We start from the raw sequence: 24,416 nt of genomic DNA on the forward strand, positions 1-24,416 counted from the left end.
TGACGCTTGTTGAAGCCGACTGCGAAATGCTTTCACTCGTGCTAGCTGATTGTGAATAACTGTCATTTTTTTACAAAAAAAGAGTGCCGTTTAATGGCACTCCACTTGCGCATTCTAGTTAAATTATTTTTTGAGTTTGCGACGTGAAAACAGCATAACCAGCAGAATAGCCGTCAATGCGCCCAAACTGTCTAAAATCACATCTTGAAATAATGGCGTTCGATCGCCCGTCAGCATCTGATGGAATTCATCTAAAGCTGCGTACCCAGTCGCTGCTAAATAGGTAACTATCATCGTAATGAACCGATTCTGCAATTTCGGCTGTAAAAATAAATATCCGAATAAGCCGAACAGGAAATAAGTCCCAAAATGGGCTGCCTTACGTATAAAGAATTCGACAAATTTGAAATAGCCAACTGTTTTGACGCTCTCGACAGTGCCGGCATAAGTAAATGAGAATTGCGACAACCACCCTTTCAATGGCTCATTGGCTAAATATTTTTCCAAAAACGGCACCGACGTCTGCTGATGATAAGTCATCGAAGAGCTGTAAAACAGAATCAGCATGATTGCTAGTGCGCCCCATAGCCATTTATACTTTTTTAAAATCTGCACGTTTCAAAAACTCCTTTATCGCAATAATAGTTTCATTTTACCAAAAAAAGCAGCCTTTTTCAGGCTGCTTTTGCAGTTAATCAATGTCCAGAGCAGCGGCAGTCCGCCGTTCAGACATGTTATAGAAAATCAGTGCGATAATGCCGAAGACTATCGGCCCAGCAATCGTCCAGAAGGCGGTGTAATAATCGCCTGTCATAATCGGTTCGATTTCGGTGAAAATAATTCCGAACAGAATCGTCAACCAGGCAATTGCAGTCGAAACCCAGACGGTCGTCATATTATGATAAAACTGGAACGGCCGATCGAGGCCCTTTTTCATTCTGAAGAACGGGAAAGCACCGACTAAGAACAGGTATGGGAACGTCCCAGAAATGTTTTCCATATCGGTCAAAACGGTATAAAAGGCTTTGGCGTTCGAACCGCCAAAGGCAACGGCAAAAATCATGACGGAAACAATCGCCGCTTGTACCCACATTGCAAAGGCAGGTACTCCGTACTTATTGATTTGTGTCATCTTCTTCGGCCAGAATTTCTTAGGCGAACCTAAGATGAAGGACTTCAATGGCGAATACAGGAGAACAAAGAAGGCACCCATATCAGACAAGAACTCTTCAATTCCGATGATGCGGGCGAACCAATTGCCAAGTGTAATCGTGCCGGCGTGGGATAATCCCAAGACTTTCCCAAACTGCATCCCTAAGTTATTCATTAAAACATACAGGACATTCCCAAGGTTGGTCGTCTTGCCGCCGACAATACTATGCCAGTTGGCGCTGACACCCCATAATAGGATGCCGACTGAATAAATGACCATCATCATAATCATCGAAACAATCATGGCACGTGGGAAGGTCTTTTCAGGCTTCTTAACGTTATCAATCACGCCACCCATCGTTTCCATCCCGCCGTAAGCGAAGATGGCGTAGACAACAAACGATAAGATGGCAACCGGTGATGAGAACTGCGGATTCGGTGAGGAAACAATACTCTTTGCGGTAAATGGTTGGGCGAGCTGGCCTTTTTGAATCACGATCAAGACCAGACTCATTAACATAAAGGCCCCTGTCACTAACAATGTGATCGTCCCGCCAAAAGCAGCGAACCGTGCAATCTGCTTAAACCCATGCACGGAGAAATACGTCGCAACGATGACAAGTGCAATCCCGCAGAGGGCAATTGTTTCAGTCGAACTTAATCCAAAGATATGCCACGTCTGGGTCGTATCATGGCCGAAGAAGGAAACGGCAAATGGAATCCAAACTTTTGACGCTTCGGAAACCAGCCAGACGATCCAGCTGGATAACCAGATGAACGTGCCGATGAAGGCCATCCGTTCACCAATTGAACCGGCTAGCCACGAATAAATCCCGCCCCGAACAGCTTTGAATGAGGAACCATATTCCGCAAACATCATAATCGTCGGAAAGAAGAACAGCGCAGCAGCGATGACGTACCACATAATCGCAGCATACCCCATCTGATCGTAAGCAACTGTTGTGTTCCCTAACCCGTAAATCGAGGTGAATACCATCAGAACCAGGCCGATGAGCCCAATCTTCTTTGTCTTTGGTGCGTTTGTTTCTTCTTCCATTGCCAAGCTTCCTTCTGTGAGTGTTCCAATTTCAAATCATTTTATCATTATGCTATCATTTAGAACTTACTTTTCAAGCGATGAAGCTCGCTCAGGTCTGGAAACGACGCTTTCATCGTGCTTAGCAAATTCTTATTTTCTGCATCACTTATTGAAAATCATTGTAGCACCTTTTCTGAATGAATAAAATACTTTTTTTGTGACTTTTTATTCACTTTATTGTTACTTCCCGTTCTAATAGGATTCTTAAGACAGAAATTTATTCATTCAATTGCATGATGATACAAAAAAAGATGCGGCCGCAGCCGCATCCTTTTTGGCATTTATTTTATTTGTTGCTTATTTTGCGTTCCGACATGTTATAGAAGACAACCGCAATTAAAGCAAAGACGACTGGACCGGCAATGGTCCAAAAGGCAGTGTACATATCGCCTTCCAGCACCGGTTCGATGGCCGTAAAGATGATTCCGAACAAGACAAGCAGCCAGCTGACAATCGTAACGGCCCATACCGTCGATTTCTTACGGAAGGCAATGAACGGATGCTCCAAATTCTTCTTAGCTCGGAAGAATGGATAAGCCCCAATCAGGAACAAGTACGGCACCGCCGAAGACATATTCGACATATCCGTCAAAACAGCATAAAAGGCTGTCGCACCGGAGCCACCAAAGGCCACGAAGAAGAGAATGACAATCACAATGACAGCCTGAACCCACATTGCATAGCCAGGCACGTTGTATTTGTTCAGCTGTGTCATCTTCTTCGGCCAGAACTTCTTAGGCGAACCCAAGATGAACGACTTCAGCGGTGAGTAAACCAGCACAAACATCGCACCTAACATGGTAATAAACTGCTGGATAGCGTTGACACGGGCAAACCAGTTTCCCATGGTCGTCACACCGCCAGTTGAGAGGCCTAAAGCTTTCCCGAATTCCATCCCTAAGTTGTTCATTAACACATAAGTAACGTTCCCCTGGTTTGTCGTTTTGACCCCCATGACAGAACGCCAGTTAGCTGAAACACCCCAGAGACCGATACTAACAGCGTAGAAGAACGTCATAATAATCGCTGTGACGATCATCGCACGTGGGAAGGTCTTCTCAGGTTTCTTCACGTTATCGATTACACCGCCCATGGTTTCCATTCCGCCGTAAGCGAAGATCGCATAAACGATGAACGAGAAGACAGCCGTTGGCGATTCAAACGCCGGATTAGGCGACTTGACCAAGCTTTGGGCCGTCAATGGCTGTGCCAGATGACCATGATTCAAGAAAATCAGGATGACACTCAATAACATAAAGAGCCCCATGATGATAAAGACTAAGATACCACTGAAGGATGTGTACTGCGCAATTTTTGAAAAACCGTGTGCTGAGAAGTATGTGACCCCGAGCATCAGTAAAATCCCTAAAATCCCAATCGTCTGAGTTGAATTCAACCCGAAAAGCGACCAAGTACCGGTCGTATCGTGACCTGAAATAATAACTGAGAAAGTAATCCAGAGACGTGATGAAGTCGAAACCAGCCAGATAATCCAGCCAGATAACCAGATGAACGTCCCAATGAAGGCCGGTCGATCCCCGATTGAGGCCGCCAGCCATGAGTAAATTCCCCCATGTGCTTCCTTGAAAGTTGAGCCATATTCGGCAAACATCAAAGCACTGGGCAGGAAGAAGAAGATTGCGGCAAAGACATACCATAAGATCGCCGCATAAGCCATCTGTTCATAGGCCAGGGTAGTATTCCCCAGTCCATAGATTGACGAGAAGGCCATTAAAACGAGGGCAACTAAACCAATTTTTTTGCCATTACCCGTTGATTGTTCATTATCCATTTAAACAAAGACTCCTATTTCTGATTTTTTGTTCTAAGTAATTATCGTTAATGATACCATAAACTAATTTTGAATAATATACACATAAAACGCATATTTTTTTGCGACATACAAAAAGCGCCGTTCGCAAGCGAGCCAGCGCTTCTTTTTTTATTTTAATAATTTATTCGACGGTGACACTCTTAGCCAAATTACGTGGCTTATCGACATCCAATCCCTTTTCAAGGCTGGCATAATAAGCAAACAATTGGGCTGGAATGATGCTCAGGAGCGGCGTCAATAAATCATCGACGTCCGGCAAAATGATTTGGTCGTCAGCGGTCGCCAAGGCTTGGCTGACGATGGTCATCGTGTGCGCCCCACGTGCCTGCACTTCTTTAATGTTGCCTCGTGTCAACCCAACAGTCGTTGGATCGGTCAAGAAAGCAATCACAGGTGTATTGTCCTGAATTAAAGCAATCGTCCCATGTTTCAGTTCACCGGCGGCAAATCCTTCGGCCAGAATATAGGAAACTTCCTTGAGTTTCAAAGCGGCTTCAAGACTGACATCATAGTCAAGGCCACGTCCAATATAGAAAGCACTGGGCTGATCGGCTAGGTAATCATGAGCCAATTCCTTGAAGTGATCCTTCTCATCGACTAACTGCTGCTGACCAGCGGCAACGAGGCTTAACTGCTGCTGCAGATCGAATGCCTGGGCGGCCTGAACGTGCTTGGCCTCCCCTAATTCTTTAGCCAGAACAGCTTGGACAGCGATTTGCGCTGTATAAGCTTTCGTCGATGCAACGGCGATTTCAGGGCCAGCGTACAGCAGCAATGTGTAATCGGCTTCCCGTGACAAAGTCGAGTTCGGCACATTGGTAATGGTCAGTGTCGGCAAATGCATCTGGTTGATTTTGACCAGAACCTGACGGCTGTCGGCCGTTTCGCCGCTCTGCGTTAAGAAAATAAAGAACGGATGCTTGGTCAATAACGGCATATGATATCCAAATTCACTGGCTAAATAAGCTTCGGCTGGTGTATCTGTCAATTTTTCAAACAGCGTTGCACCGACTAAGCCAGCATGGTAGCTGGTCCCAGCGGCAACAATATACAGCTTATCGGCCTGCTGCATTGCATCCAGAATTTCAGTATCAATCTTGAATTCATGCGATTGATCATCCGTCTGATAATTGCTGAGGATGCGGCGCATAACGGCTGGTTCTTCGTCGATTTCCTTGAGCATGTAGTATGGGTACGTCCCTTTGCTAGCTGCATCAGGATCCATCTCAACGGTATACGGTGCACGTTCAACCGGCGTTCCAGCGGCGATTGTCTCAATTTTGATTTGATCGGCCGTCAAGGTGACCATTTCACCATCATGGATTTCAACAAATTGATTGGTTTCATCAATCATCGCCAAGGCATCGGAACAAACGACGTTGAAGCCTTTGCCGGCGCCGATCAATAATGGCGACTTGTTCTTAGCAACGTACAGGCGGTCTGCTTCCTGACGATCGGCTAAGATGAAGGCAAATGAGCCTTGGAGCAGGCGCAGTGCCTTTTGGAAAGCATCATGACCAGACAGGCCCTCACGTGCAAATTTGGCCACTAATTGCACAACCACTTCCGTATCCGTGTCACTGACAAAGTCAACATCGTTCAAATAATCATCTTTCAGGGCTTGATAATTTTCAATCACGCCGTTATGGACCAAATAAAAACGACCGTCGTTAGAAACCTGCGGATGCGCATTCTGATCACTCGGTACACCATGTGTCGCCCAGCGAGTATGCCCAATCCCCATTAAGCCTTGAACATCAGGCGTCACAGCTGCTTCAAGTTCGGAGATTTTACCTTTTCGTTTGATCAAGAAGTCATTGCCCTGTTCGTCGTTGACATAGATACCGGCCGAATCGTAACCACGATACTCCAGTTTTTCGAGTCCTTTTAATAAAATATCAGTTGTTTTTGGATTTCCGATGACACCAACAATTCCGCACATATTCGTCACTCTCTTACGTTAGATTTTTAAATTGGTATATGCTGAAATATCAGTATTTTAATAATTGGTTCATTTCGTTTGCAATTAAAAGAATAGGCGTATTACACGATTTTGTCAACTAAAAAGTTTAATAAGTTTAAATTGGTATATATCATTCATAAAAATTGGACTATTCAATAATGTTAGGCCACACCACAAATCTTTCCAGAGCACAATTGGAACCGCTTTTTACAAAACATCTGCTGGTAACCAAATTAAAGCACGTTCCCAATTAAAATGGTTGGAATGAGACTCAGTGACGTGAATAGCAGGCACAAAAAAAATCATCCCAAATTGTTATTTGAGATGACTTTTTTGAAATGTGTTCACACGCTATTTTTTTAGGCGCCCATTTGTTGTTTGACAACGGCAGCGATGCGGTCGGCATACCGGTCGGTTTCTTCCTGAGTTGGTGCTTCGACCATAACACGCAGCAATGGTTCCGTACCGGAAGGACGGACGAGAACACGCCCATCACCGTTCATTTCTTTTTCAACGGCATCGATTTCGTTTTGAATGGCTGGGAAGTCTTTCCAGTTATTCTTTGTCTTGTTGGTCACCGTGACATTATCAAGCTTCTGCGGGTATGTCTTGACTGGTGCAGCCAGTTCGGATAATTTCTTGCCTGTTTGTTTCATGATATTGAGCAATTGGATTCCAGTCAGCATCCCGTCCCCTGTGTTGAGGTAATCGAAGATGATAATATGGCCGGATTGTTCACCGCCGAGATTGTAGCCGTTCTTGCGCATTTCAGCGACCACGTGACGGTCCCCAACAGTTGTTTGGGCAGTCTTCAAGCCAGCTGCTTCAATGGCTTTGTATAAGCCCATGTTACTCATGACGGTTGTGACGATTGTATCTTTCTTCAGACGACCTTTGCTGGCCATATAGTTGCCTAAGATAAACATGATTTTATCGCCATCGACAATGTTGCCTTCTTCATCGACTGCGATGCAGCGATCGCCATCGCCATCGAAGGCTAAACCAATTTGCGCATTGTTTTCAACAACAGCCTTGGCTAAGTTTTCGGGATGCGTTGAGCCAACTTGGTCGTTGATGTTGATGCCATTTGGATTCGTCGCAATTGTCGTAAAATCAGTATCCAAATCAGCGAAGACACGGCTGACCAATGCACTGGTTGACCCATTGGCTGCATCGAGCACAATCTTCATGCCGCTTAAATCATCTGGAATAGTCTGTTCCAAGAATTGTGTATACTTCAAAACACCTTCTGGATAATCGGTGATGATGCCTAAACCGTCTGTGTCCGGACGAGGACGATCGTCTTTCGGCGCATCCAATAAACCCTCAATTTCCTCTTCTTCATCATCGGACAGTTTATAGCCATCGGAACCGAAGAACTTGATGCCATTGAACTTAGCTGGGTTATGTGAAGCTGAAATCATAATCCCGGCTGTGGCACCTTGGGCCCGAATTAAGTAGGCAACTGCTGGTGTGGTGATAACACCTAAGGACAAGACTTCGACACCAGCTGATAATAAACCGGCAATCAATGCGCTTTCCAGCATCTGGCCGGAAATCCGGGTATCACGAGCAACCAAAACCTTGGGCCGTTCGTCTGAATCATTATGCTTGGCTAAAACATAGCCGCCGTCACGGCCTAGCTTAAAGGCCAATTCCGGAGTCAATTCCTTGTTTGCAACACCACGAACACCATCTGTACCAAAATACTTTGTCATGTTATTTCCTCATTTCTGCTTTTTTAATTCGTACTGGAAACACTCGCCGTTGCGACTGCATCCGTTGCTTTAATGGTTACTTTGATTGTTTGGGGATCGGTATGATCCGCATCCTTTGGAACGGGGACTTTGATTGTCTTCGTCGTTTTCGACTTGATATCCTTGACGCTGACTGGAATCGTGATCGAATCGAGTTTATCCAGAACATCCCGTGCCCCGTAGACCCTAATCTTAGTCGTACTCGATTCAGCTGTGTAAGTATATCCGTTGACACCGTTATCCTTCGTTGTCAGTTTGACGCTGACTTTCTTGCTGGGCAAGTAGATTGGCAGCGCAACATGAACTGTCTGCGGCGTCAAAACAGCATTGACTGTGTTGCCCTTCTTATCAAGCGCCTGCAACATCACTTCACGGCTGACCTTCTTCTTTGTGTTCCGTGACATTGGAACAGTCGCCACGACTTGATCGACTTTATCGACCTCTGCCTGCGACCCCGTTACAACGGCCGTTTCAGACGATAAATCCGGTGTGCCCGCCGTATAATTCGTCGCTAAACTTTCTTTATTATAGTTGACTTGGATTGGGAAGCGGCGGTTCTGCCGTTTCTGGATATTAACAGTCACCGAACTGGGTTTGATCTTGTAGGTCAATGCCTTGTTGATGCCCGATTGCTTCAATTTAACGGTATGTTTGCCGATTTTCAATTTTTCAAGATTGGCAACGACCCGAAAATTCTGTGTATTCGAAGTCGCCGTAACGAGGGCACTCGGTCCCGTCAGTTCGACGGTCACATTTTCGGGATAACCGGTAATGTAATAACGATCCGTATCGGCATCGATCTGCAGCGGTACTTTGATGCTTTTACTGCGCTGCGCCAGCATTTCAGTGCTCTTCGAGCTCGTCTGCCGTGTCGTATTGATCCGATCGGTATGCACATAGGCAAAGAGCAGCAGCGCAAAGAAAAGAGCCAACAAACGATACAACCAAGGGCCAGTCAGAAATTTTTTCATTTCTTCTTCCCCCCTCGATTCTGTGTACCAGCATGACGGAAGCCTTCAATAAACCGCTGTACTGGATTCAGCTTCTGATCCACTTCTTCCGGCACAACCAGCTGTGTATTCAAATACTTCAAATAATCGTCACGAGTCAAATCACGCATCAATTCATTATTCTTGGTAATGGTCACGCCGCCGGTTTCTTCCGATACAACAATCGTCAGCGCATCAGTCACTTCACTGATTCCGACCGCTGCCCGGTGCCGGGTCCCCAATTCTTTGGGAATCATATTGCTTTCCGAAAGCGGCAAGTAAGCGGCAGCCACTGCGATCCGGTTGTCCCGAATAATGACAGCCCCATCATGGAGCGGCGTGTTCGGAATGAAGATGTTGATCAATAGTTCACCCGAAATGTCAGCATCCAATGGAATCCCAGTTTCGATATAGTCTTCGAGCCCAGTATTCATCTGAATCGTGATCAGCGCCCCGATCCGTCGTTTGGACATGTACTGAATTGCTTTATCGAGCGAATTGACCAGCTGTTTCTGCTGGGCCACTTTTTTTTGGCCGCTGCGGGCAAACAGCGAGCCCCGTCCGATGTGTTCCAAGCCACGCCGAATTTCGGGCTGGAAGATGACGACAAGGGCAATGACCCCCCAGTTGATTACCTGATCGACGATGTAGGAAACTGTCCTGAGATCGAACGCCCAGCTGACCAGTTTAATCAGGATGACGACGGCAATCCCCTTCAGGAGCTGGACGGCCTTGGTGCCCCGCACCAGCATAATCAGCTTGTAGATGAAATACCAGACGACTACGATGTCGAGGACGTTTGCAACCGACTGCCATGTCAGCAGATCGCTCCAATTAAAGCTCATAGGCTACCTCCCTCTCTTTTTTATTGTTTTTATTATACCACGAACGCTAATTATCCCGCCGGCCGTCCATGAAAGTCTTTTCAAAATTTAAACGTATTTTTAAAATTTTTCCGCCAAACTTTGTTACACTTAAACTAATGAAAAGGGCTGGGGTATCATCATGAATAAAAAACTAATGTGGAGCATCCGTGGATGTTTTCTCCTTTATTTTATCTATCTGTTCTTATTTGTACAAGGAACCTTCTCGTTCCTGCTGTTAAATACCTTTTTAGGTTACATTCCGATTGAGCTTGCCTTTCATCTACATCCTGACAAGCCCCGGTCGAATTGGCTGTTCTGGCCGATCACTGTTTTGTGGCTGCTCTTCTTTCCGAATGCCCCTTACCTGCTGACCGACTTGATCCATTTAACTCTGTTGCATGCCTATAATCTGTCCACTGGCTTGATTCGCAACGATCCGTATATCTGGATCAATTTTACGTATTTGCTGATTTCGACCGTTGTCTGCACCAACTTGGGGATGTGGAGTGTCAATCACGTTGCCAATGTCATGCTGGCCCGTTTCCATTGGCCGAGCAAACGCACCAAGCTGGTGTTTGTGCCGCTTCTCTTATTGCTCTCTTCCATCGGAATCTACATCGGCCGGTTTTTGCGGATTCATACCGTTTACTTGCTGACCCCGAGTCTGATCATCAAACCGATCCTGACAATGTGGTCGCCGCGAATGCTGCTGTTTACCTTCCTACTCTTTATCGTTCAAATGATGATTTACGGCACATTGGAAATCTTTAAGCATAGTCATTAAAAGATATCAAAAAGGGCTTCACAAAATTGTGAGGCCCTTTTCAGCGGTTTAATTTCGATACATTTTAAATTCAAGGTACAACTCGTTATAGGTGCCGATCAATTCCGGTGACAGATTATTATAAATCTGCAGGTGTTTCATCGTTTCGGCATCCGGATAAAACTGTTTGTCATTCCGCACCGAAGCTGGGAGCAGCGCTTTTGCCTGCTCATTCGGCGTTGCATAGCCGACGTATTCGGCATTCTGGGCGGCATTCTCCGGTTTCAGCATAAAGTTCAAAAAGGCATAAATGGCTTTGTAGTGCTTCGCCGTTTTCGGGATGACCAGATTGTCGAACCAGAGGTTGCTGCCTTCGCTCGGCACCACATAATGGAGGTGCGAATTCTGCGACAGCATTTCGGAGGCTTCACCGGACCAATCAACGGCAATTGGTGCTTCATTTTCAATCATGTACATTTTGATTTCATCGGCCACAATGGCTTTGACATTCGGGGTCAAGCTGTCGAGCCGCTTTTTAGCGGCGTTAAGCTGCTTGATATTCTTGGTGTTGACCGAATCACCATCTCGAATCAGCGCAAAGCCCATCACGTCACGAGCCGAATCGACCAGCATAATCGAATCCTTGAAGCGAGGATTCCACAGCTGCTTCCAGTGCTGAACCTGGCTGGCTTTGACTGTTTTATCATTGTAGATAATGCCTAACGTACCCCAGAAATACGGGACAGAATATTGATTATGCCGATCGAATTCCAAATTGCGGAACTGCGGTGAAATATTGTTCATGCCATGCAGTTTGCTTTTATCGAGCGGCACAAGCAAATGGGCCGCTTTCATTTTCTGAATCATATAATCGGACGGAACAGCCAAATCATAGCTTGTCCCCCCCTGCTTGATTTTGGTGTACATCGCTTCATTGCTGTCAAACGTTTCCACACTGACGTGGTAGCCGGTTTCCTTCTGAAATTTTTTCAGGAGGGCCGGATCGATATAATCGCCCCAGTTATACAGTGTTAAAGTGTTGGACTGACTTTTGACCTGACTCTTGGCCAACCGGTCACTCGTAAAGGCCAGCAATCCGCAGAAAACCAAGATTGTCGTGATTGCTGCAACTAGTTTTTTCATGGCCGCTTCACCCCAGCTTTCTGGCGTTTGGCCGTATATTGGGTCAGCAGATAATAGCCGACAACTAATAATAAGGCAAAGACAAACAAAATCCCTGACAAGGCGTTGACTTCAAGGTCGATTCCCTGTCGTGCACGAGCATAGATTTCAATTGACAAGGTTTCAAAACCATTTCCAGTCACAAAGAAAGTAACGGCAAAGTCATCGAGTGAGTACGTAAACGCCATAAAATAGCCGGCCAGAATGCCTGGAATGATAGCGGGCAAAATTACCCGGCTCAATACCTGCCAGCTGGAAGCGCCTAAATCTTCGGCCGCATCAATCATTGTTGTCGACATTTCCTGCAGACGGGGCAGCACCATCAAGACCACAATCGGAATTTCAAAGGCAATGTGGCTCATCAGAACGGAACCGAAACCGAGTCCGATGCCTAAGAAAGTGAAGAAAATCAGGAAACTGGCCCCGATGATGACATCCGGCGAAACCATTAAAATATTATTCAGCGACAGAAGTGCGTTCCGTGTCTGCCGTTTTTTAGTCGCATAAATCCCCAGCGCACCCAAACTGCCGATTGCCGTCGCAATCAGCGCCGACAGTAATGCTAATAACAGCGTGTCTAAAGCAATCTGAATCATCCGGGCATCCTGAAATAACGCCACATAATGCGCCCAAGTGAAGCCTTGGTAATGGCTCATCGTTTTGCCGGTACTGAACGAATACATAATCAGATAGAAGATCGGCACATACAGCAGCACAAAAACTAAAGTCAGATAGCCATTGGCAAACCATTTTGTTTTTTTAGTCATTGTGCTTCCGTCCTTTCTTCTTATGCTCGCCGGTCAGCGACATGATAATAAACATGGCGATAATCAGCACGACGCCGATCGTCGACCCCATTCCCCAGTTCATCGTCACTAAGAAATGCTCTTCGATCGCCGTTCCCAAAGTGATGACACGGTTGCCGCCGATCAGACGAGTCAGCATGAATAAGGACAGCGACGGGATGAAGACGGCCTGAACGCCGGCTTTGACCCCGCTCATCGTCATCGGAAAAATGATGCGCGTGAACGTCTGCCAATTATTAGCACCCAAATCCCGGCTAGCGTTGATATACGACGGCTGCAGGTCTTCGATCGCATTGAAAATCGGCAGAATCATAAAGGGAATCTGAATATAAGTCGCCACAAACAGAAAGCTCGCATCCGTGAACAAAATCTGCTGCGGGCCGATCCCGATGAACGTCAAAAACTGGTTTACACTGCCATCCTGGCTGAAGATGCCGATAAAAGCGTACGCCTTCAACAGCAGATTAATCCAGGTCGGCAAAATAATCAGCAGCAGCCAGAGCTGTTTATGCTTGGTGTAATGCAGAAAATAGGCCGTCGGGTAGCTGATCAGCAGTGTAAACAAGGTGATTAAAAAAGCATACCAAACCGAATTGAGCGTCATCCGCAAATAAGTGGCTGATGTGAAATACGTTGCATAGTTGCCGAGTGTAAACTGGCCGCGAATGTTGAAAAAAGATTGGTAGGCGATCAATAGAATCGGCGCGATTACAAAAAAAGCCAGCCAGAAAAAGTAGGGCATCTCAAATAAAACTTGTTTGCGTTTCATGGGCCCCCTCCTTAATCTTCATACGTTTCCAGGCGTGCATCGAAAGCCTGTTCAGATTCGCCGTACCGCATGACGTGAATGTCTTCCGGCTCGAAAAACAGCCCGACCCGCTGATCGTCTTTGGTTGGGTTCGTCGAATGAATCAGCCATTCGTTATGGTCATCGTCATAAGCAATCACTTCATAATAATCGCCTCGAAACAACTGCGTGTCGATCGTAACCACCAATTTGCCAGCGTCAGGTGCGACGATATCAAGGTCTTCCGGCCGCAAAACAACTTCAACGTTTTCATCCGGTTTCATCCCAGCGTCGGCGCATTCGAACACTTTATTGACAAATTCGACGCGATAATCGCTCAGCATCTTGCCTGGCACAATGTTGCTTTCGCCGATAAAATTGGCAACAAAATGGTTGACGGGTTCATCGTAAATATCGACCGGCGTGCCGCTCTGCAGAATTTTGCCGTCATCCATGACAAAAATTTCATCACTCATTGCCAACGCTTCTTCTTGGTCATGCGTCACAAACAAGAAGGTAATTCCCAAACGCTGCTGCAGATCACGGAGTTCGACCTGCATTTCCTTACGCAGTTTCATATCCAAAGCTGATAAAGCTTCATCAAGCAGGAGGACCTGCGGCTCATTGACCAGCGCACGTGCGATGGCGACCCGCTGCTGCTGCCCGCCAGAAAGTTCGGAAATCGACCGATCTTCGTAGCCGCTTAATTGAACTAATTTCAACGCCCGTAAGACCTTTTTTTCGATTACTTCCTTCGGTGTCTTGCGGATTGTCAGCCCAAAAGCCACGTTATCGTAAACATCCATGTGCGGAAATAAGGCGTAATCCTGAAAAATCGTGTTCACTTGGCGTTTGTTGGCCGGCAAGTCGTTGATTCGCTGGCCGTCAAACAGGACGTCTCCAGAGCTTGGCGTCACAAAACCGCCGATTGTTCGTAAAATCGTCGTTTTGCCTGAACCGGATGGCCCTAGCAATGTATAGAATTTGCCTGCTTCCAAAGTCATATTGATATCATGCAGGACGTTGGTGTCCCCATAGTTTTTATAGACATGCTTTAATGTAATGATTGGTTTCGACACAAGATCACTCCCCTGACCTGAGTTTTATAAGTAAGATGCCGTTGCGACGAGCAGCAGCTGGCTCGTCTGGCTCGTTAAATTATGAATTTGATGGCGTTCCGTCGCATGAAAATATAAGCTGTCGCCGGCTTGAGCCTGATATTTTTCGGCACCCAATTGCAGGCCGACCTGACCACTTAGCACATACAAAAAAGTTTCCGCTGCTGACGGCTGAAACGGCTTGAATGACCCATGTGGTGCCAATTTAATCAAAACGGGTTCCATCTCGTTTTCATTGGACGCCGGCACAAGCCAATTTAAAGTGTAGCCCTTCTCGGCATCAGCGTAAACGGTTTGTTCCGCTGCTGGATAAACTATTTTCTGGGTCACGTGATCTTGAAAAAAATCGGCCGGTTTTTCGCCGAGTACTTCTAAAATGGCAAAAAAAGTTTCCATCGACGGCGACGACTGGTCGTGTTCTAGTTGCGAAATATAACCCTTGGTCAAATCCGTTCGTTCGGCTAATTCTTCTTGCGTCAGTTCTTTGTGCTGCCGTAATTTTTTCAATCGTTTCCCAATATCCATGCGTATCTCCTCAACAAGTTTTTTAATACTAAACTGCTAGTTTAGTTTGCCTTACCCTATTATACAAACTCTCTTCAAAATAGCAACTTAGTTCTGCACCCTTTTTCGAGCGCTTTCATGATACAATGTAGGGATATGAACGATAAGGAAAAGGGAGGTCCTTTATAATGGCAACCTACCAGGCATTGGTATTGGTACCGCACAATCATCAGATCATGCCGCAGATCCAAACAAAAGAAGCTTGTCAGACCTTGCCGGCGCATCAAGTGACGGTAAAGGTTCAGGCGGCTGATCTCAACCATAAAGATTATTTGGCCTTAAAGCCTGACAGCAAAGTAATTTATGAATATCCCCGTGTCGGCGGCATCGATTTTGCCGGCACCGTCACCGCCTCAAACGATGCTCGTTTTATTGCCGGCGAAACGGTGTTTGCAACCGGATATGGACTCGGAACGGATCATGACGGCGGTTTTCAGCAGTCTGTCACCGTTCCCGGCGACTGGCTGCAGCCGCTGCCCGACGGCATGGACTTGAAAGAAGTCATGTATTACGGCACGGCTGGTTTAACCGCTGCCCTAGCCGTTTCCAAACTGCTTGACCAGCCGGCCCTGCAGAATTACGACGCTCCAATCCTGATCACTGGTGTGACCGGCAGTGTCGGCAGTCTTGAATTAGCCATTTTAAATAAGCTGGGCTACACAAACCTGACCGTCGTCTCTCGTCAGCAGGAAATCATCTTGCAGGATGAATTGAGCCGTTTAGGAGCAACGCATCTGCTGAAACCAGCCTACTTCCTGCAAACAGCTTCGAAACCATTGCAGCACCAAGAATTTTCAGCGGTGCTGGACAGCGTTGGCGGCGACTTGCTGGCTGCCATCCTGCCCCATGTCACCTATGAAGGCCGGGTCACGATGGCTGGCAATAGTGCCGGCAACCGGCTCAAAGCGACTGTGCTGCCATTTATCCTGCGTGGTATTACCTTATACGGCATCGATTCTGTTTATCAAAAAGAGGACGAACGCAAAAAGATGTGGCATTTGTTAGCGACAAAATTCAATCTCAAAGATTGGCCGCATCCAGTTGCTAAGGTGGTCGCCTTCGATGAACTGCCGGAAATCCTCAAAGCTGGCCCGCAGACCAAATTGCCGCAGCGGACACTCGTTGAAATCAGTTAAATTAAAAAAGAGCTTCGGAAACTTTTTCCGAAACTCTTTTTATTTTTTAAATGACTTTGCCAGTATACGGACGGGCAGGTAAATCGTCGAAATCGAGCAATTCAAGGTCCTTCAGCGTATCAGTATAATACGTCAGTGCTTCGGCAATCATCAAATTGACGTTTTCGGGACCTTCATGGTAAACCACGACGGGCATCTGATGAGCGGCCGCATAGCCGATCTCGAACATGGTGCCTGAATCGGGTTCGCCAGCCTGATAATCATACAGAGCCACCATCAAGTCTGCACTGTTGATGCCATTCAAATCGCTGGCGTAAGTTTTTTGCCGCCACGCTGGAGATCCCTCCGGCTCCGAAATTTCGGCCGATTCATCCATCGGCACGAAGATGCTGCCAATGGTGGGATTCTTAGCCAACGTGGCCTGCACACGGCGTAATCGTTCCAACTGACGGGTATCGAAAAAAGGCCCCGCTAGATAAATACTTTTCACTGTCATCATCCTCGCTTTACTGTTAATAGCTTAAAGTTTAGCGCATCTGCAGTGAATTGACAAACAATTTTTAAATTTAATTATTTATTGTTCGTGTTATCATCCTGATCGGAATCTTGACTCGGATCGGCAAAGTCATCCTGAATCAAGTCAGCATCTTCCAAGAAGGTTTCAACGACGACATCGCCAACAAAGAAGAAGCCATGCTGCTTCATATCGCCGGAAATCCGGTCGGCTAATGGTGTCTGACGTGGCACATCAGTCCGGTTCGGATAATGATTGATGATTGGTTTATTGTCAACGAAACTCCAGAGATAATTACTGAAGCTGCCATTGGACTGTTCCAAGTTTAAAATAGCTTGCGCATTGTTGCGGGTTGCATGGACTTTTTCATTATTCCGAATCATTTTCGGATCGGCCAGAATCTGGTCGAGTTCGCCATCGGTCAAATCAGCCACTTTTTGAATGTCCCACTGCTTAAAATCTTTCGTCAATTCGGCTTCTTTTTCCAATAGAACGGTCCAATTCAGGCCGGCATGAAAAATTTCCAAACTCAACAATTCAAACAATTTCTGATCGTCATGGATTGGCTTGCCCCACTGATCATCATAATAAGCTAATAATGCTGGAATCGGCTTGCGCTTTTCACTCATCTTGAAAACCTCCCTTTCGTATTTCACTACCTTCATCTTAATACGAAAGCTGCGGAAACGTTCGAAAAGAGCCTACTCCTCCCCAATAATGCGCACTTCACATTCGAGGTGGATCTGGAATCGCTCCCAGATTGTTTTTTGAATCAAATGAATCAAATTGACGTAATCACTACCAGTAGCATGATCGACATTGACGATGAAACCGGCGTGTTTTGTCGAAACTTGGGCGCCCCCGACCATCCGGCCTTGCAAACCGGCTTCTTGAATCAGTTGTCCGGTGTAATGCCCTTTCGGCCGTTTGAAGACACTGCCGCAAGACGGATATTCTAACGGTTGACGAGCGGCCCGCCGTCCGTTGAAATCATCCATCCGAGCTCGAATCGCAACTGGATCATCAGGTGTCAGCGAAAAAGTCGCCTCTAAAACGACCCCGTTATCCTCCTGAACGACACTGTGCCGGTAACCGAAATCAAGTCCATCGCCACTGATTGTATGGATTTCGCCGTCACGCGTCATCACTGTGATTGAGGTGACCACATCTTTAATCTCGCCGCCGTATGCACCGGCGTTCATAAAGACAGCACCGCCGATGCTGCCCGGAATGCCAGCCGCAAATTCAAGCCCGCTTAAAGCAGCATGATAGGCCGTTTCGGCCGCATCAATAATTCGGGCCCCAGCGGCAGCTACCACTTGATTTTGTTCTGGATGGACAGTGATGGTATTCATCTGCGTTAAAATAAGGACGAGTCCACGAATGCCGCCATCCCGAACAATCAAGTTGCTGGCATTGCCCAGCACCGTCAAAGGCAGCTGTTCCTGATGGGCGTAGTTGACCAATGTGCGCACTTGAGCGGTATCCGTCGGAAAAGCGATTAAATCTGCTTTTCCGCCGGTTTTCGTAAATGTATAATGACTTAAGGGTTCATTAGTATGCACTTCAATGCCGTTTAAGGCTGCTTTTACATCTGTTTTCAAATTATCGTCACCTTTGATTAAATTCATAAATCTATTCTAGCAAATATTTGTTCGGACCACACCACAAAGCGAAAGGAAAATCAGAATGAAATTCATCTCATGGAACGTCAACGGACTGCGTGCAATCGTCCGCAAAAATTTTCAAGCCGTTTTTGAGGAGCTGGATGCCGACTGGTTCTGCATTCAAGAAACCAAACTTCAGGCCGACCAGCTCGAACTCGATCTGCCTGATTATTATCAATATTATAACTATGCAGAACGAAAAGGGTATTCTGGCACCGCCATTTTTACCAAACACCAGCCTTTACACGTTACCAATGGCCTCGGGGTACCAGCGCTCGACCACGAAGGCCGCATCATCACGTTGGAATATTCCGATTTTTTTGTGGTCACCTGCTACACGCCTAATTCACAGACCAAACTCAAACGAATCGCATTTCGAGAACAATGGGACCAGGCTTTCAATGAATATGTCAGCACTTTAGCTGCCAAAAAGCCAGTCATCATGTGCGGCGACTTCAACGTTGCGCACCATGAAATCGACCTCAAACACCCTGAACACCATCAGGGCGATGCTGGCTTTTCCGAACCTGAACGAGCCGATTTTTCAGCCCTGCTAGCAAACGACTTCATCGATACCTTCCGGACGCTGCATCCCGAAACGGTGACCTACAGCTGGTGGGATTATCGTCATTTTGCCCGTAAATCAAATGCCGGCTGGCGAATCGACTACTTTATCGCTTCAAGCAGTCTGCAGCCGCAAATCACAGCGGCGGCGATTCACACCGAAATCATGGGCAGCGACCACTGCCCGATCGAACTTGACATCAAAAACGAGTTTGCTTAAAATAACGCCACAATCTTTTTTAAAATGGAGGAAATACGTTGAATTTTACCGCAATGGACTTTGAAACGGCCAGCCCGAAACGTTACAGTGCCTGTTCGCTGGCGCTCGTCGTCGTGCGCAATAGCCAAATCGTCGATACATTTTATTCACTGATCAAACCGGAAACCGAATTCAGCGCTTGGAATACCAAGATTCACGGTTTGCATGCCAGCGATGTCGCCGATGCACCGAAATTTCCGGAAGTCTGGGCCCATATCCAAACTTTATTCGAACCGAATAAACTCGTTGTTGCCCACAACGCCCGTTTCGATACGAGCGTTCTGCGCAGCACATTGAACTACTACGACATCGAAGCACCGAAATATCTAGCACTCGATACGCTCAAAACGAGCCGCCATTTCTATCCTGAGTTTCCCAATCACAAACTCAATACGATTTGCGACCAGCTCGATATTGACCTGCATCACCATCATAATGCGCTCGATGACAGCGTTGCCTGTGCTAATATTCTGCTCCATGAGGAACAGCACTTTGGCGACAACGCCTTAAAGCCGATGGTCAAATTTATTCAATAAAACTAAAAACGAGGCCTGACAAATGTCAGGCCTCGTTTGAGGTTAGTGAATCAATTTACTCATTAGTAAAATCGGCAAATAGCCGTCTGTTTCATCGTAATAACCGCGTTCCATCAATGCTTCGGTCTCAAAACCAAAGCGTTCATACAAAGCAATCGCACGATTGTTGCGGCGCTGCACAGTCAACTCAAGCCGTGCCAACGGTGAATGTTCGGCCCAATCCATGATTGTTTCCATCAGGGCTGTGCCGATTCCGCAATGCCAGTAATCCTTTAAAACGGCAATTCCAAGATCACCGATATGACCCGTATGCACATCCAAATCAGCTGTCATTCGAACGAGGCCGATGATTTGGGAACCTGCTAAGGCAACGAACAATGCATTATTATCGGAATCGTATAAATCGGCTAATTCCATGGCTTCGGTTTCCGGCGTCAGCTTTAGCTCGCTGGGCGTCAGCACCACAAAATTGGTTTCCTGATTGAGCTGTTCGAACACTTTTAATAAGGCCGCCGCATCATCAGGCACGGCTTCACGGATTGTAATTTCAAGCTGTTCACTTGCCATCGGCTTCCTCCCACTCTTGTGCCAGTTTCTGATAGTGCGGCCCCTTGCCTTCAATCGTCAGCATTCGCCGGTTATCATCATCCGGATCCTTCTCCAAATGCACCATTAAATAATCATCCGGGAGCAAATCCTTTACAAATTGGCTCCATTCGATGACACTAACACCGTCCCCATCAAAATATTCTTCCAGACCAAGATCGGCTGCACCCGTTTGTTCGAGCCGATACATATCCATGTGATATAAAGGAATGCGTCCCTCTTGATATTCACGAATCAAAGTAAACGTCGGACTTTTGATGTGGCGTTTGATTCCTAGACCTTGAGCCAATCCTTTGGTAAAGGTCGTCTTGCCAGCACCGAGATCGCCATCGAGCAGGATGACATCCCCTGGCTGAACCAGCGGCCCTAATTCTTTCCCAAACGCAATGGTTGCTTGATCATTTGTTAATTTTTTTGTAAATCCCATCGTTATTTTTCACCCTCGTTTTCAATTGCCTTTATTATACAGAAGGATACTGATTTCACAAAATAGAATCCATTTTAGAAAGGTTGACCCTACGATGCGTCATTTTATGCATTTTCTTAGGACGCTGTTCATTTGGGGGCTGATCGCCGCCGGATTGTACATCACTGCCCCCCGTTGGCAGGCCTCCCTTCAGTCGCTCCAGCTCGACCAGCAATTTACTCAGAAAGTCACCAAAGCTTCTGAACAGACGACCCCGTCTGGCTGGAAACCACTTGAAAAATGGTGGCTGATCGGTGCAAATGGCACGCTGACTTACAATGCAACTGCTCTGCCCCAATATACCACTGAAATTCAGGCGGCCGCTCATTGGTGGAATCAGCTCGCTGGACACACCATTATTCAAACCCAAACCAATCAAAAGAGTGCCGATGTATACTTAGCACCCGTCAGCGGCAAATATTTCAACTTTTCTGGGCTGACCGGTAATAACCATCTGCTATTATTCAATGCCAGCGTGCTGGACGGCGGCGATGCCAACGATATCGAAAATGTCTTCATCCATGAATTCGGCCACGCATTGGGGCTTGACCATGCACCGCAGCGTGATAATGAAGTGATGTCGCCGACGCAAGCCATTGCCCACACGCTGCAGGCACCGACAAGTTACGATCGAACCGCTCTCACAGCCACTTTAAAACGGCTGAAATTGGTCCAAGCCAAGAAACTAACGGCAGACAACTACACCCGCATCGCCAGCCAAACTTTGCTGCCGAGTGCGACGAATAATCTGAGCGACGCCACCTACAATGGTCGCGAAGCACTCGCTTCCGTCATCGGCGGCGTAATCACGAGTGCCAAAAAACAGGACGACTCGGCGCTCGATAAGCTGATCACGGCCAACAAAGCCAATGAAACGAAGCTGGAGGGCAACAACGTGACCGATCAGCAAATTAAACAAGCTGAAAAAACACTCGATCAGCTAATCCGAGCCGCTAAAATGGAAAGCGACTTTCCGCATGCTTATTCGACGACTGCCACAGATGTTTATCAAACGACACAATAATATTAAAAAAGCTGGCCAAATTGGTCAGCTTTTTAACATTTATTGATTCAAGGATTGTGCGGCTGTAATCAAAGCGAGTTTGTAAACATCCTCTTCGTTGCAGCCACGGGATAAATCAGAAACTGGTTTATTCAAACCTTGCAAAATCGGTCCGATTGCTTCAAAATTGCCTAAACGCTGCGCAATCTTGTAGCCGATATTCCCGGATTGCAATTCTGGGAAGATAAAGACATTGGCTTGGCCGGCCACTTTGGAGCCAGGCGCTTTCGAAGCAGCCACCGATGGGACGTATGCCGCATCAAACTGCAATTCCCCGTCGATTGGAATATGCGGTGCTTTGGCTTGGGCCAGCTTAGTTGCCTCCTGCACTTTGGTGACCACATCACCTTTGGCTGAACCCTTGGTTGAGAAACTCAGCAAAGCGACTTTCGGGTCGATATCGAATAATTGGGCTGTCTGCGCCGATTCAACCGCAATTTCAGCCAGCGTTTGCGCATCAGGATCGATATTGATGGCACAGTCAGCAAACAAGAACCGTTTGTGGTCGAACTGCCGCTGCATAATCATCGCTCCGCTGATGCGGCTGACGCCTGGCTTTGCCTTGATAATCTGCAATGCTGGCCGCACTGTATCACCAGTCGGATGGGTTGCCCCAGAAACCATCCCGTCGGCCCAGTTCAGATAAACGAACATCGTGCCGAAATAGTTCGGATCCCGCAGCATCTTTTCGGCTTGGTCATGGTCATTTTTGCCATGCCGGCGTTGCACAAATTCATCGACCATCGTTTCGTAACGGTCATAATTATTCGGATCGATGATCTGAATATCACCCAGCTCTAAATTGCGATCAGCGGCCAATTGCTTGATTTTAGTCGGTTCGCCCAGCAGAATCGGCTTGACTAAACCTTCCTGATTCAAACGAATAGCGGCCCCTTGAATCCGTTCATCGGTGCCTTCTGGGAATACAATCGGGATAAACTTCCCTTTGATTTTTTCCTTTAAACTTGCGAATAATTCCATTTATGCGTCCTCCTCTGAAACATGTTCAGGCAATTGCCAATCAATTGGCGTCTCGCCCCATTTTTCTAAATAAGCATTCGTTCGTGAAAACGGCCGTGACCCAAAGAATCCGTATCGAGCCGACAACGGACTCGGATGTGAAGATTCGATAATCGCATTTTTGGTCGTATCAATCAATTCAGCTTTTTTCTTAGCAGCGTTGCCCCATAAAATGAAGACCACGTGCCCACGATCGGACAACTTTGCGATTGCCGTATCTGTCAACTGTTCCCAGCCCTTGCCACGATGCGAATAAGCATGCCCCTGCCGCACAGTTAAAACTGAGTTGAGCAGCAGCACTCCTTGATCGGCCCACTTCTTCAAATAACCATGCTGGACCGGCGCAATTCCCAAATCATCCTGCAGTTCTTTGTAGATGTTCTGCAAGGACGGTGGAATCTGCACCCCAGGTTTAACGGCAAAACTGACGCCGATTCCTTGGTTAGGATTATGATACGGATCCTGACCAAGGATGACGACCTTCACTTTGTCGAAGGGCGTCCATTCGAAGGCCTGGAAAATGTGATACATGTCCGGATAAATCGTTTCAGTTTGATATTCGTGCTTCAAAAACTGATGGAGCTGACGGTAATAAGGCTTTTCAAACTCTGGCCCTAAAACTTGCTGCCAGTCGTTATGGATTAAGGTTTTCGTCATATTCGATTCTCCCATCAAAAGTTCCTACTCTAATTTTAACCAATTGTCGCTTCCGTTACCAGTCACTTCTTCGGGGACCTTCGAAATCGCTTTCGTGCCCCAATAACTTATGCTACACTAAAGCCAAAGTACAAGGAGGAATCACGTCATGATCTCAATTATTGCATCCGATATGGATGGGACCTTACTCAACGATAAAATGGAAGTTTCGGACGAAAACGCTAAAGCAATTAAACTAGCACAAGCAAACGGAATCGAATTCATCGTCGCTACCGGCCGGCAGCTGGCGGAGGCCAAGCCGTTGCTTGCTGCTCAGGATATTCACCCCGCATTTATTACTTTGAACGGGGCACAAGTCTATGATGAATTAGGCAAATTGGCCGTCAACATTCCCCTTTCGAAACGTGCCATCGACTATATTACGAAAACATTGCGTGCGGAGGGTTTATATTTTGAATTAGTGACCGATGAAGGGGTTGTTTCTGATAATAAGGCCCAGCGCATCCAAACTGTTGCCGACCTCCTTGCCACCCTCAATCCCGGTACTCCATACAAATTAGCAGTCGTACTGGCATCGGCTCGTTTGGAGTTGATGAACATTCATTATGTCGACAATTATCAAGAAATCATCGCGAATCCCAAGCGTGAGATTTTGAAGATTATCGCTTTCAGTAAGGGCGACTATTCTTCATTAGACAAACCACGGCAGCTTTTTTCTGATGACCCAGACCTGGTCGTCACTTCCAGCTCCGCTAATAACATCGAAATCAATGACCGGCGGGCCCAAAAAGGGTTTGCGCTTGAAGCCTATGCCAAGCAGCGTGGCATTAAAATGTCGCAGGCGATGGCGATCGGCGATAATCTGAACGATAAATCAATGATTCGGATGGCCGGAATCGGTGTTGCGATGGGCAATGCCAATCCAGTCATCAAAAAATTAGCCAATTATCAAACGGCAACTAACGTTGAAAACGGGGTAGCTAAGGCTATTCGCCATGCAATTGCTTTCAATGCTTCTGAATTATATGAAATGACACACCGTTAATTG

At 46.7% G+C, this 24,416-nt stretch carries 25 protein-coding genes; 6 read left to right on the plus strand and 19 right to left on the minus strand.

The annotated features are described in order from the left end of the window. Positions 1-123: 123 nt before the first annotated feature. The 7 genes from IV40_RS09180 to cdaA form a co-directional block, all read right to left on the minus strand. Entirely contained in the window at positions 124-567 is a 444-nt protein-coding gene (locus IV40_RS09180) for a VanZ family protein (RefSeq protein ID WP_057770931.1), read from the minus strand. Positions 568-691: 124 nt separating this feature from the next. Continuing rightward, positions 692-2,209: a glutamate/gamma-aminobutyrate family transporter YjeM gene (yjeM, locus tag IV40_RS09185; protein WP_057770869.1), complete on the minus strand. Its 1,518-nt coding sequence runs from the start codon at positions 2,207-2,209 to the stop codon at positions 692-694. 328 nt (positions 2,210-2,537) lie between these two features. Continuing rightward, positions 2,538-4,043, minus strand: coding sequence for a glutamate/gamma-aminobutyrate family transporter YjeM (gene yjeM / locus IV40_RS09190; RefSeq protein WP_057770871.1), 1,506 nt, complete (start codon positions 4,041-4,043; stop codon positions 2,538-2,540). Positions 4,044-4,206: 163 nt separating this feature from the next. Further along, positions 4,207-6,027: a glutamine--fructose-6-phosphate transaminase (isomerizing) gene (gene glmS / locus IV40_RS09195; protein WP_057770872.1), complete on the minus strand. Its 1,821-nt coding sequence runs from the start codon at positions 6,025-6,027 to the stop codon at positions 4,207-4,209. A gap of 380 nt (positions 6,028-6,407) precedes the next feature. Further along, positions 6,408-7,766: a phosphoglucosamine mutase gene (gene glmM / locus IV40_RS09200; protein WP_057770874.1), complete on the minus strand. Its 1,359-nt coding sequence runs from the start codon at positions 7,764-7,766 to the stop codon at positions 6,408-6,410. Positions 7,767-7,789: 23 nt separating this feature from the next. Continuing rightward, positions 7,790-8,776, minus strand: a complete 987-nt coding sequence (locus IV40_RS09205; RefSeq protein ID WP_057770876.1) for a CdaR family protein — start codon at positions 8,774-8,776, stop codon at positions 7,790-7,792. Then, positions 8,773-9,639, minus strand: a complete 867-nt coding sequence (gene cdaA / locus IV40_RS09210; protein WP_057770878.1) for a diadenylate cyclase CdaA — start codon at positions 9,637-9,639, stop codon at positions 8,773-8,775. The genes IV40_RS09205 and cdaA overlap by 4 nt, the downstream gene beginning before the upstream one ends. A gap of 160 nt (positions 9,640-9,799) precedes the next feature. Between cdaA and IV40_RS09215 the strand changes: the two genes are divergently transcribed. After that, positions 9,800-10,444: a DUF1361 domain-containing protein gene (locus tag IV40_RS09215; RefSeq protein ID WP_057770880.1), complete on the plus strand. Its 645-nt coding sequence runs from the start codon at positions 9,800-9,802 to the stop codon at positions 10,442-10,444. 48 nt (positions 10,445-10,492) lie between these two features. On the opposite strand, the gene IV40_RS09220 is transcribed toward IV40_RS09215, so the two are convergent. From IV40_RS09220 to IV40_RS10875, 5 genes are read right to left on the minus strand one after another with little or no spacing between them, the layout of a single operon-like run. Further along, entirely contained in the window at positions 10,493-11,566 is a 1,074-nt protein-coding gene (locus IV40_RS09220; RefSeq protein WP_057770882.1) for an ABC transporter substrate-binding protein, read from the minus strand. Continuing rightward, a complete protein-coding gene (locus IV40_RS09225; protein WP_057770884.1) occupies positions 11,563-12,372 on the minus strand; it encodes an ABC transporter permease in 810 nt (269 codons plus the stop codon). Before IV40_RS09225 ends, IV40_RS09220 begins: the two co-directional genes overlap by 4 nt. Beyond that, positions 12,365-13,180, minus strand: a complete 816-nt coding sequence (locus IV40_RS09230; protein WP_057770886.1) for an ABC transporter permease — start codon at positions 13,178-13,180, stop codon at positions 12,365-12,367. The genes IV40_RS09225 and IV40_RS09230 overlap by 8 nt, the downstream gene beginning before the upstream one ends. An 11-nt stretch (positions 13,181-13,191) precedes the next feature. Then, positions 13,192-14,277 (minus strand): ABC transporter ATP-binding protein, encoded by a 1,086-nt coding sequence (locus tag IV40_RS09235; protein WP_057770888.1) that lies wholly within the window; start codon positions 14,275-14,277, stop codon positions 13,192-13,194. A 24-nt stretch (positions 14,278-14,301) separates the two neighbouring features. Then, on the minus strand, positions 14,302-14,841 hold the full coding sequence (locus tag IV40_RS10875) for a helix-turn-helix domain-containing protein (RefSeq protein WP_057770890.1): 540 nt from the start codon (positions 14,839-14,841) through the stop codon (positions 14,302-14,304). A 167-nt stretch (positions 14,842-15,008) separates the two neighbouring features. Here IV40_RS10875 and IV40_RS09245 point away from each other — a divergent pair, with 167 nt between their 5' ends. Beyond that, positions 15,009-16,016 (plus strand): YhdH/YhfP family quinone oxidoreductase, encoded by a 1,008-nt coding sequence (locus IV40_RS09245; protein WP_057770892.1) that lies wholly within the window; start codon positions 15,009-15,011, stop codon positions 16,014-16,016. 46 nt (positions 16,017-16,062) lie between these two features. On the opposite strand, the gene IV40_RS09250 is transcribed toward IV40_RS09245, so the two are convergent. The 3 genes from IV40_RS09250 to murB form a co-directional block, all read right to left on the minus strand. Continuing rightward, positions 16,063-16,506, minus strand: a complete 444-nt coding sequence (locus IV40_RS09250) for a nucleoside 2-deoxyribosyltransferase (RefSeq protein WP_057770894.1) — start codon at positions 16,504-16,506, stop codon at positions 16,063-16,065. Positions 16,507-16,586: 80 nt separating this feature from the next. Next, positions 16,587-17,159, minus strand: coding sequence for a DNA-3-methyladenine glycosylase I (locus IV40_RS09255; RefSeq protein WP_057770896.1), 573 nt, complete (start codon positions 17,157-17,159; stop codon positions 16,587-16,589). A 72-nt stretch (positions 17,160-17,231) separates the two neighbouring features. Then, positions 17,232-18,161: a UDP-N-acetylmuramate dehydrogenase gene (murB, locus tag IV40_RS09260; protein ID WP_057770898.1), complete on the minus strand. Its 930-nt coding sequence runs from the start codon at positions 18,159-18,161 to the stop codon at positions 17,232-17,234. A gap of 58 nt (positions 18,162-18,219) precedes the next feature. On the opposite strand from murB, the gene IV40_RS09265 reads away from it, so the two are divergent. Then, positions 18,220-18,981 carry an exodeoxyribonuclease III gene (locus tag IV40_RS09265; RefSeq protein ID WP_057770900.1) on the plus strand — a complete coding sequence of 254 codons (762 nt, stop codon included), beginning with the start codon at positions 18,220-18,222 and terminating at the stop codon, positions 18,979-18,981. Positions 18,982-19,019: 38 nt separating this feature from the next. Then, positions 19,020-19,556: a 3'-5' exonuclease gene (locus IV40_RS09270; RefSeq protein WP_057770902.1), complete on the plus strand. Its 537-nt coding sequence runs from the start codon at positions 19,020-19,022 to the stop codon at positions 19,554-19,556. A 42-nt stretch (positions 19,557-19,598) separates the two neighbouring features. Here IV40_RS09270 and IV40_RS09275 read toward each other — a convergent pair whose 3' ends face one another. Together IV40_RS09275 and tsaE are read right to left on the minus strand one after the other, a co-directional pair. After that, entirely contained in the window at positions 19,599-20,123 is a 525-nt protein-coding gene (locus IV40_RS09275; RefSeq protein WP_057770904.1) for a GNAT family N-acetyltransferase, read from the minus strand. After that, positions 20,113-20,589 (minus strand): tRNA (adenosine(37)-N6)-threonylcarbamoyltransferase complex ATPase subunit type 1 TsaE, encoded by a 477-nt coding sequence (gene tsaE, locus IV40_RS09280; RefSeq protein WP_057770907.1) that lies wholly within the window; start codon positions 20,587-20,589, stop codon positions 20,113-20,115. The genes IV40_RS09275 and tsaE overlap by 11 nt, the downstream gene beginning before the upstream one ends. A gap of 94 nt (positions 20,590-20,683) precedes the next feature. Here tsaE and IV40_RS09285 point away from each other — a divergent pair, with 94 nt between their 5' ends. Then, positions 20,684-21,652, plus strand: a complete 969-nt coding sequence (locus IV40_RS09285; protein WP_057770908.1) for a matrixin family metalloprotease — start codon at positions 20,684-20,686, stop codon at positions 21,650-21,652. 39 nt (positions 21,653-21,691) lie between these two features. On the opposite strand, the gene pta is transcribed toward IV40_RS09285, so the two are convergent. Together pta and IV40_RS09295 are read right to left on the minus strand one after the other, a co-directional pair. Continuing rightward, the gene (gene pta, locus IV40_RS09290) at positions 21,692-22,672 is read right to left on the minus strand and encodes a phosphate acetyltransferase (RefSeq protein WP_057770910.1); all 981 of its coding nucleotides are present in this window, start codon (positions 22,670-22,672) and stop codon (positions 21,692-21,694) included. Beyond that, a complete protein-coding gene (locus IV40_RS09295; RefSeq protein ID WP_057770912.1) occupies positions 22,673-23,368 on the minus strand; it encodes a uracil-DNA glycosylase in 696 nt (231 codons plus the stop codon). Between the two features lie 148 nt (positions 23,369-23,516). Between IV40_RS09295 and IV40_RS09300 the strand changes: the two genes are divergently transcribed. Continuing rightward, the gene (locus IV40_RS09300; protein ID WP_057770914.1) at positions 23,517-24,413 is read left to right on the plus strand and encodes a Cof-type HAD-IIB family hydrolase; all 897 of its coding nucleotides are present in this window, start codon (positions 23,517-23,519) and stop codon (positions 24,411-24,413) included. Positions 24,414-24,416 lie beyond the last annotated feature (3 nt).

Origin of the sequence: Lactobacillus selangorensis, assembly GCF_001437205.1 — a bacterium.
Classification (GTDB): Bacteria; Bacillota; Bacilli; order Lactobacillales; family Lactobacillaceae; genus Paralactobacillus; species Paralactobacillus selangorensis.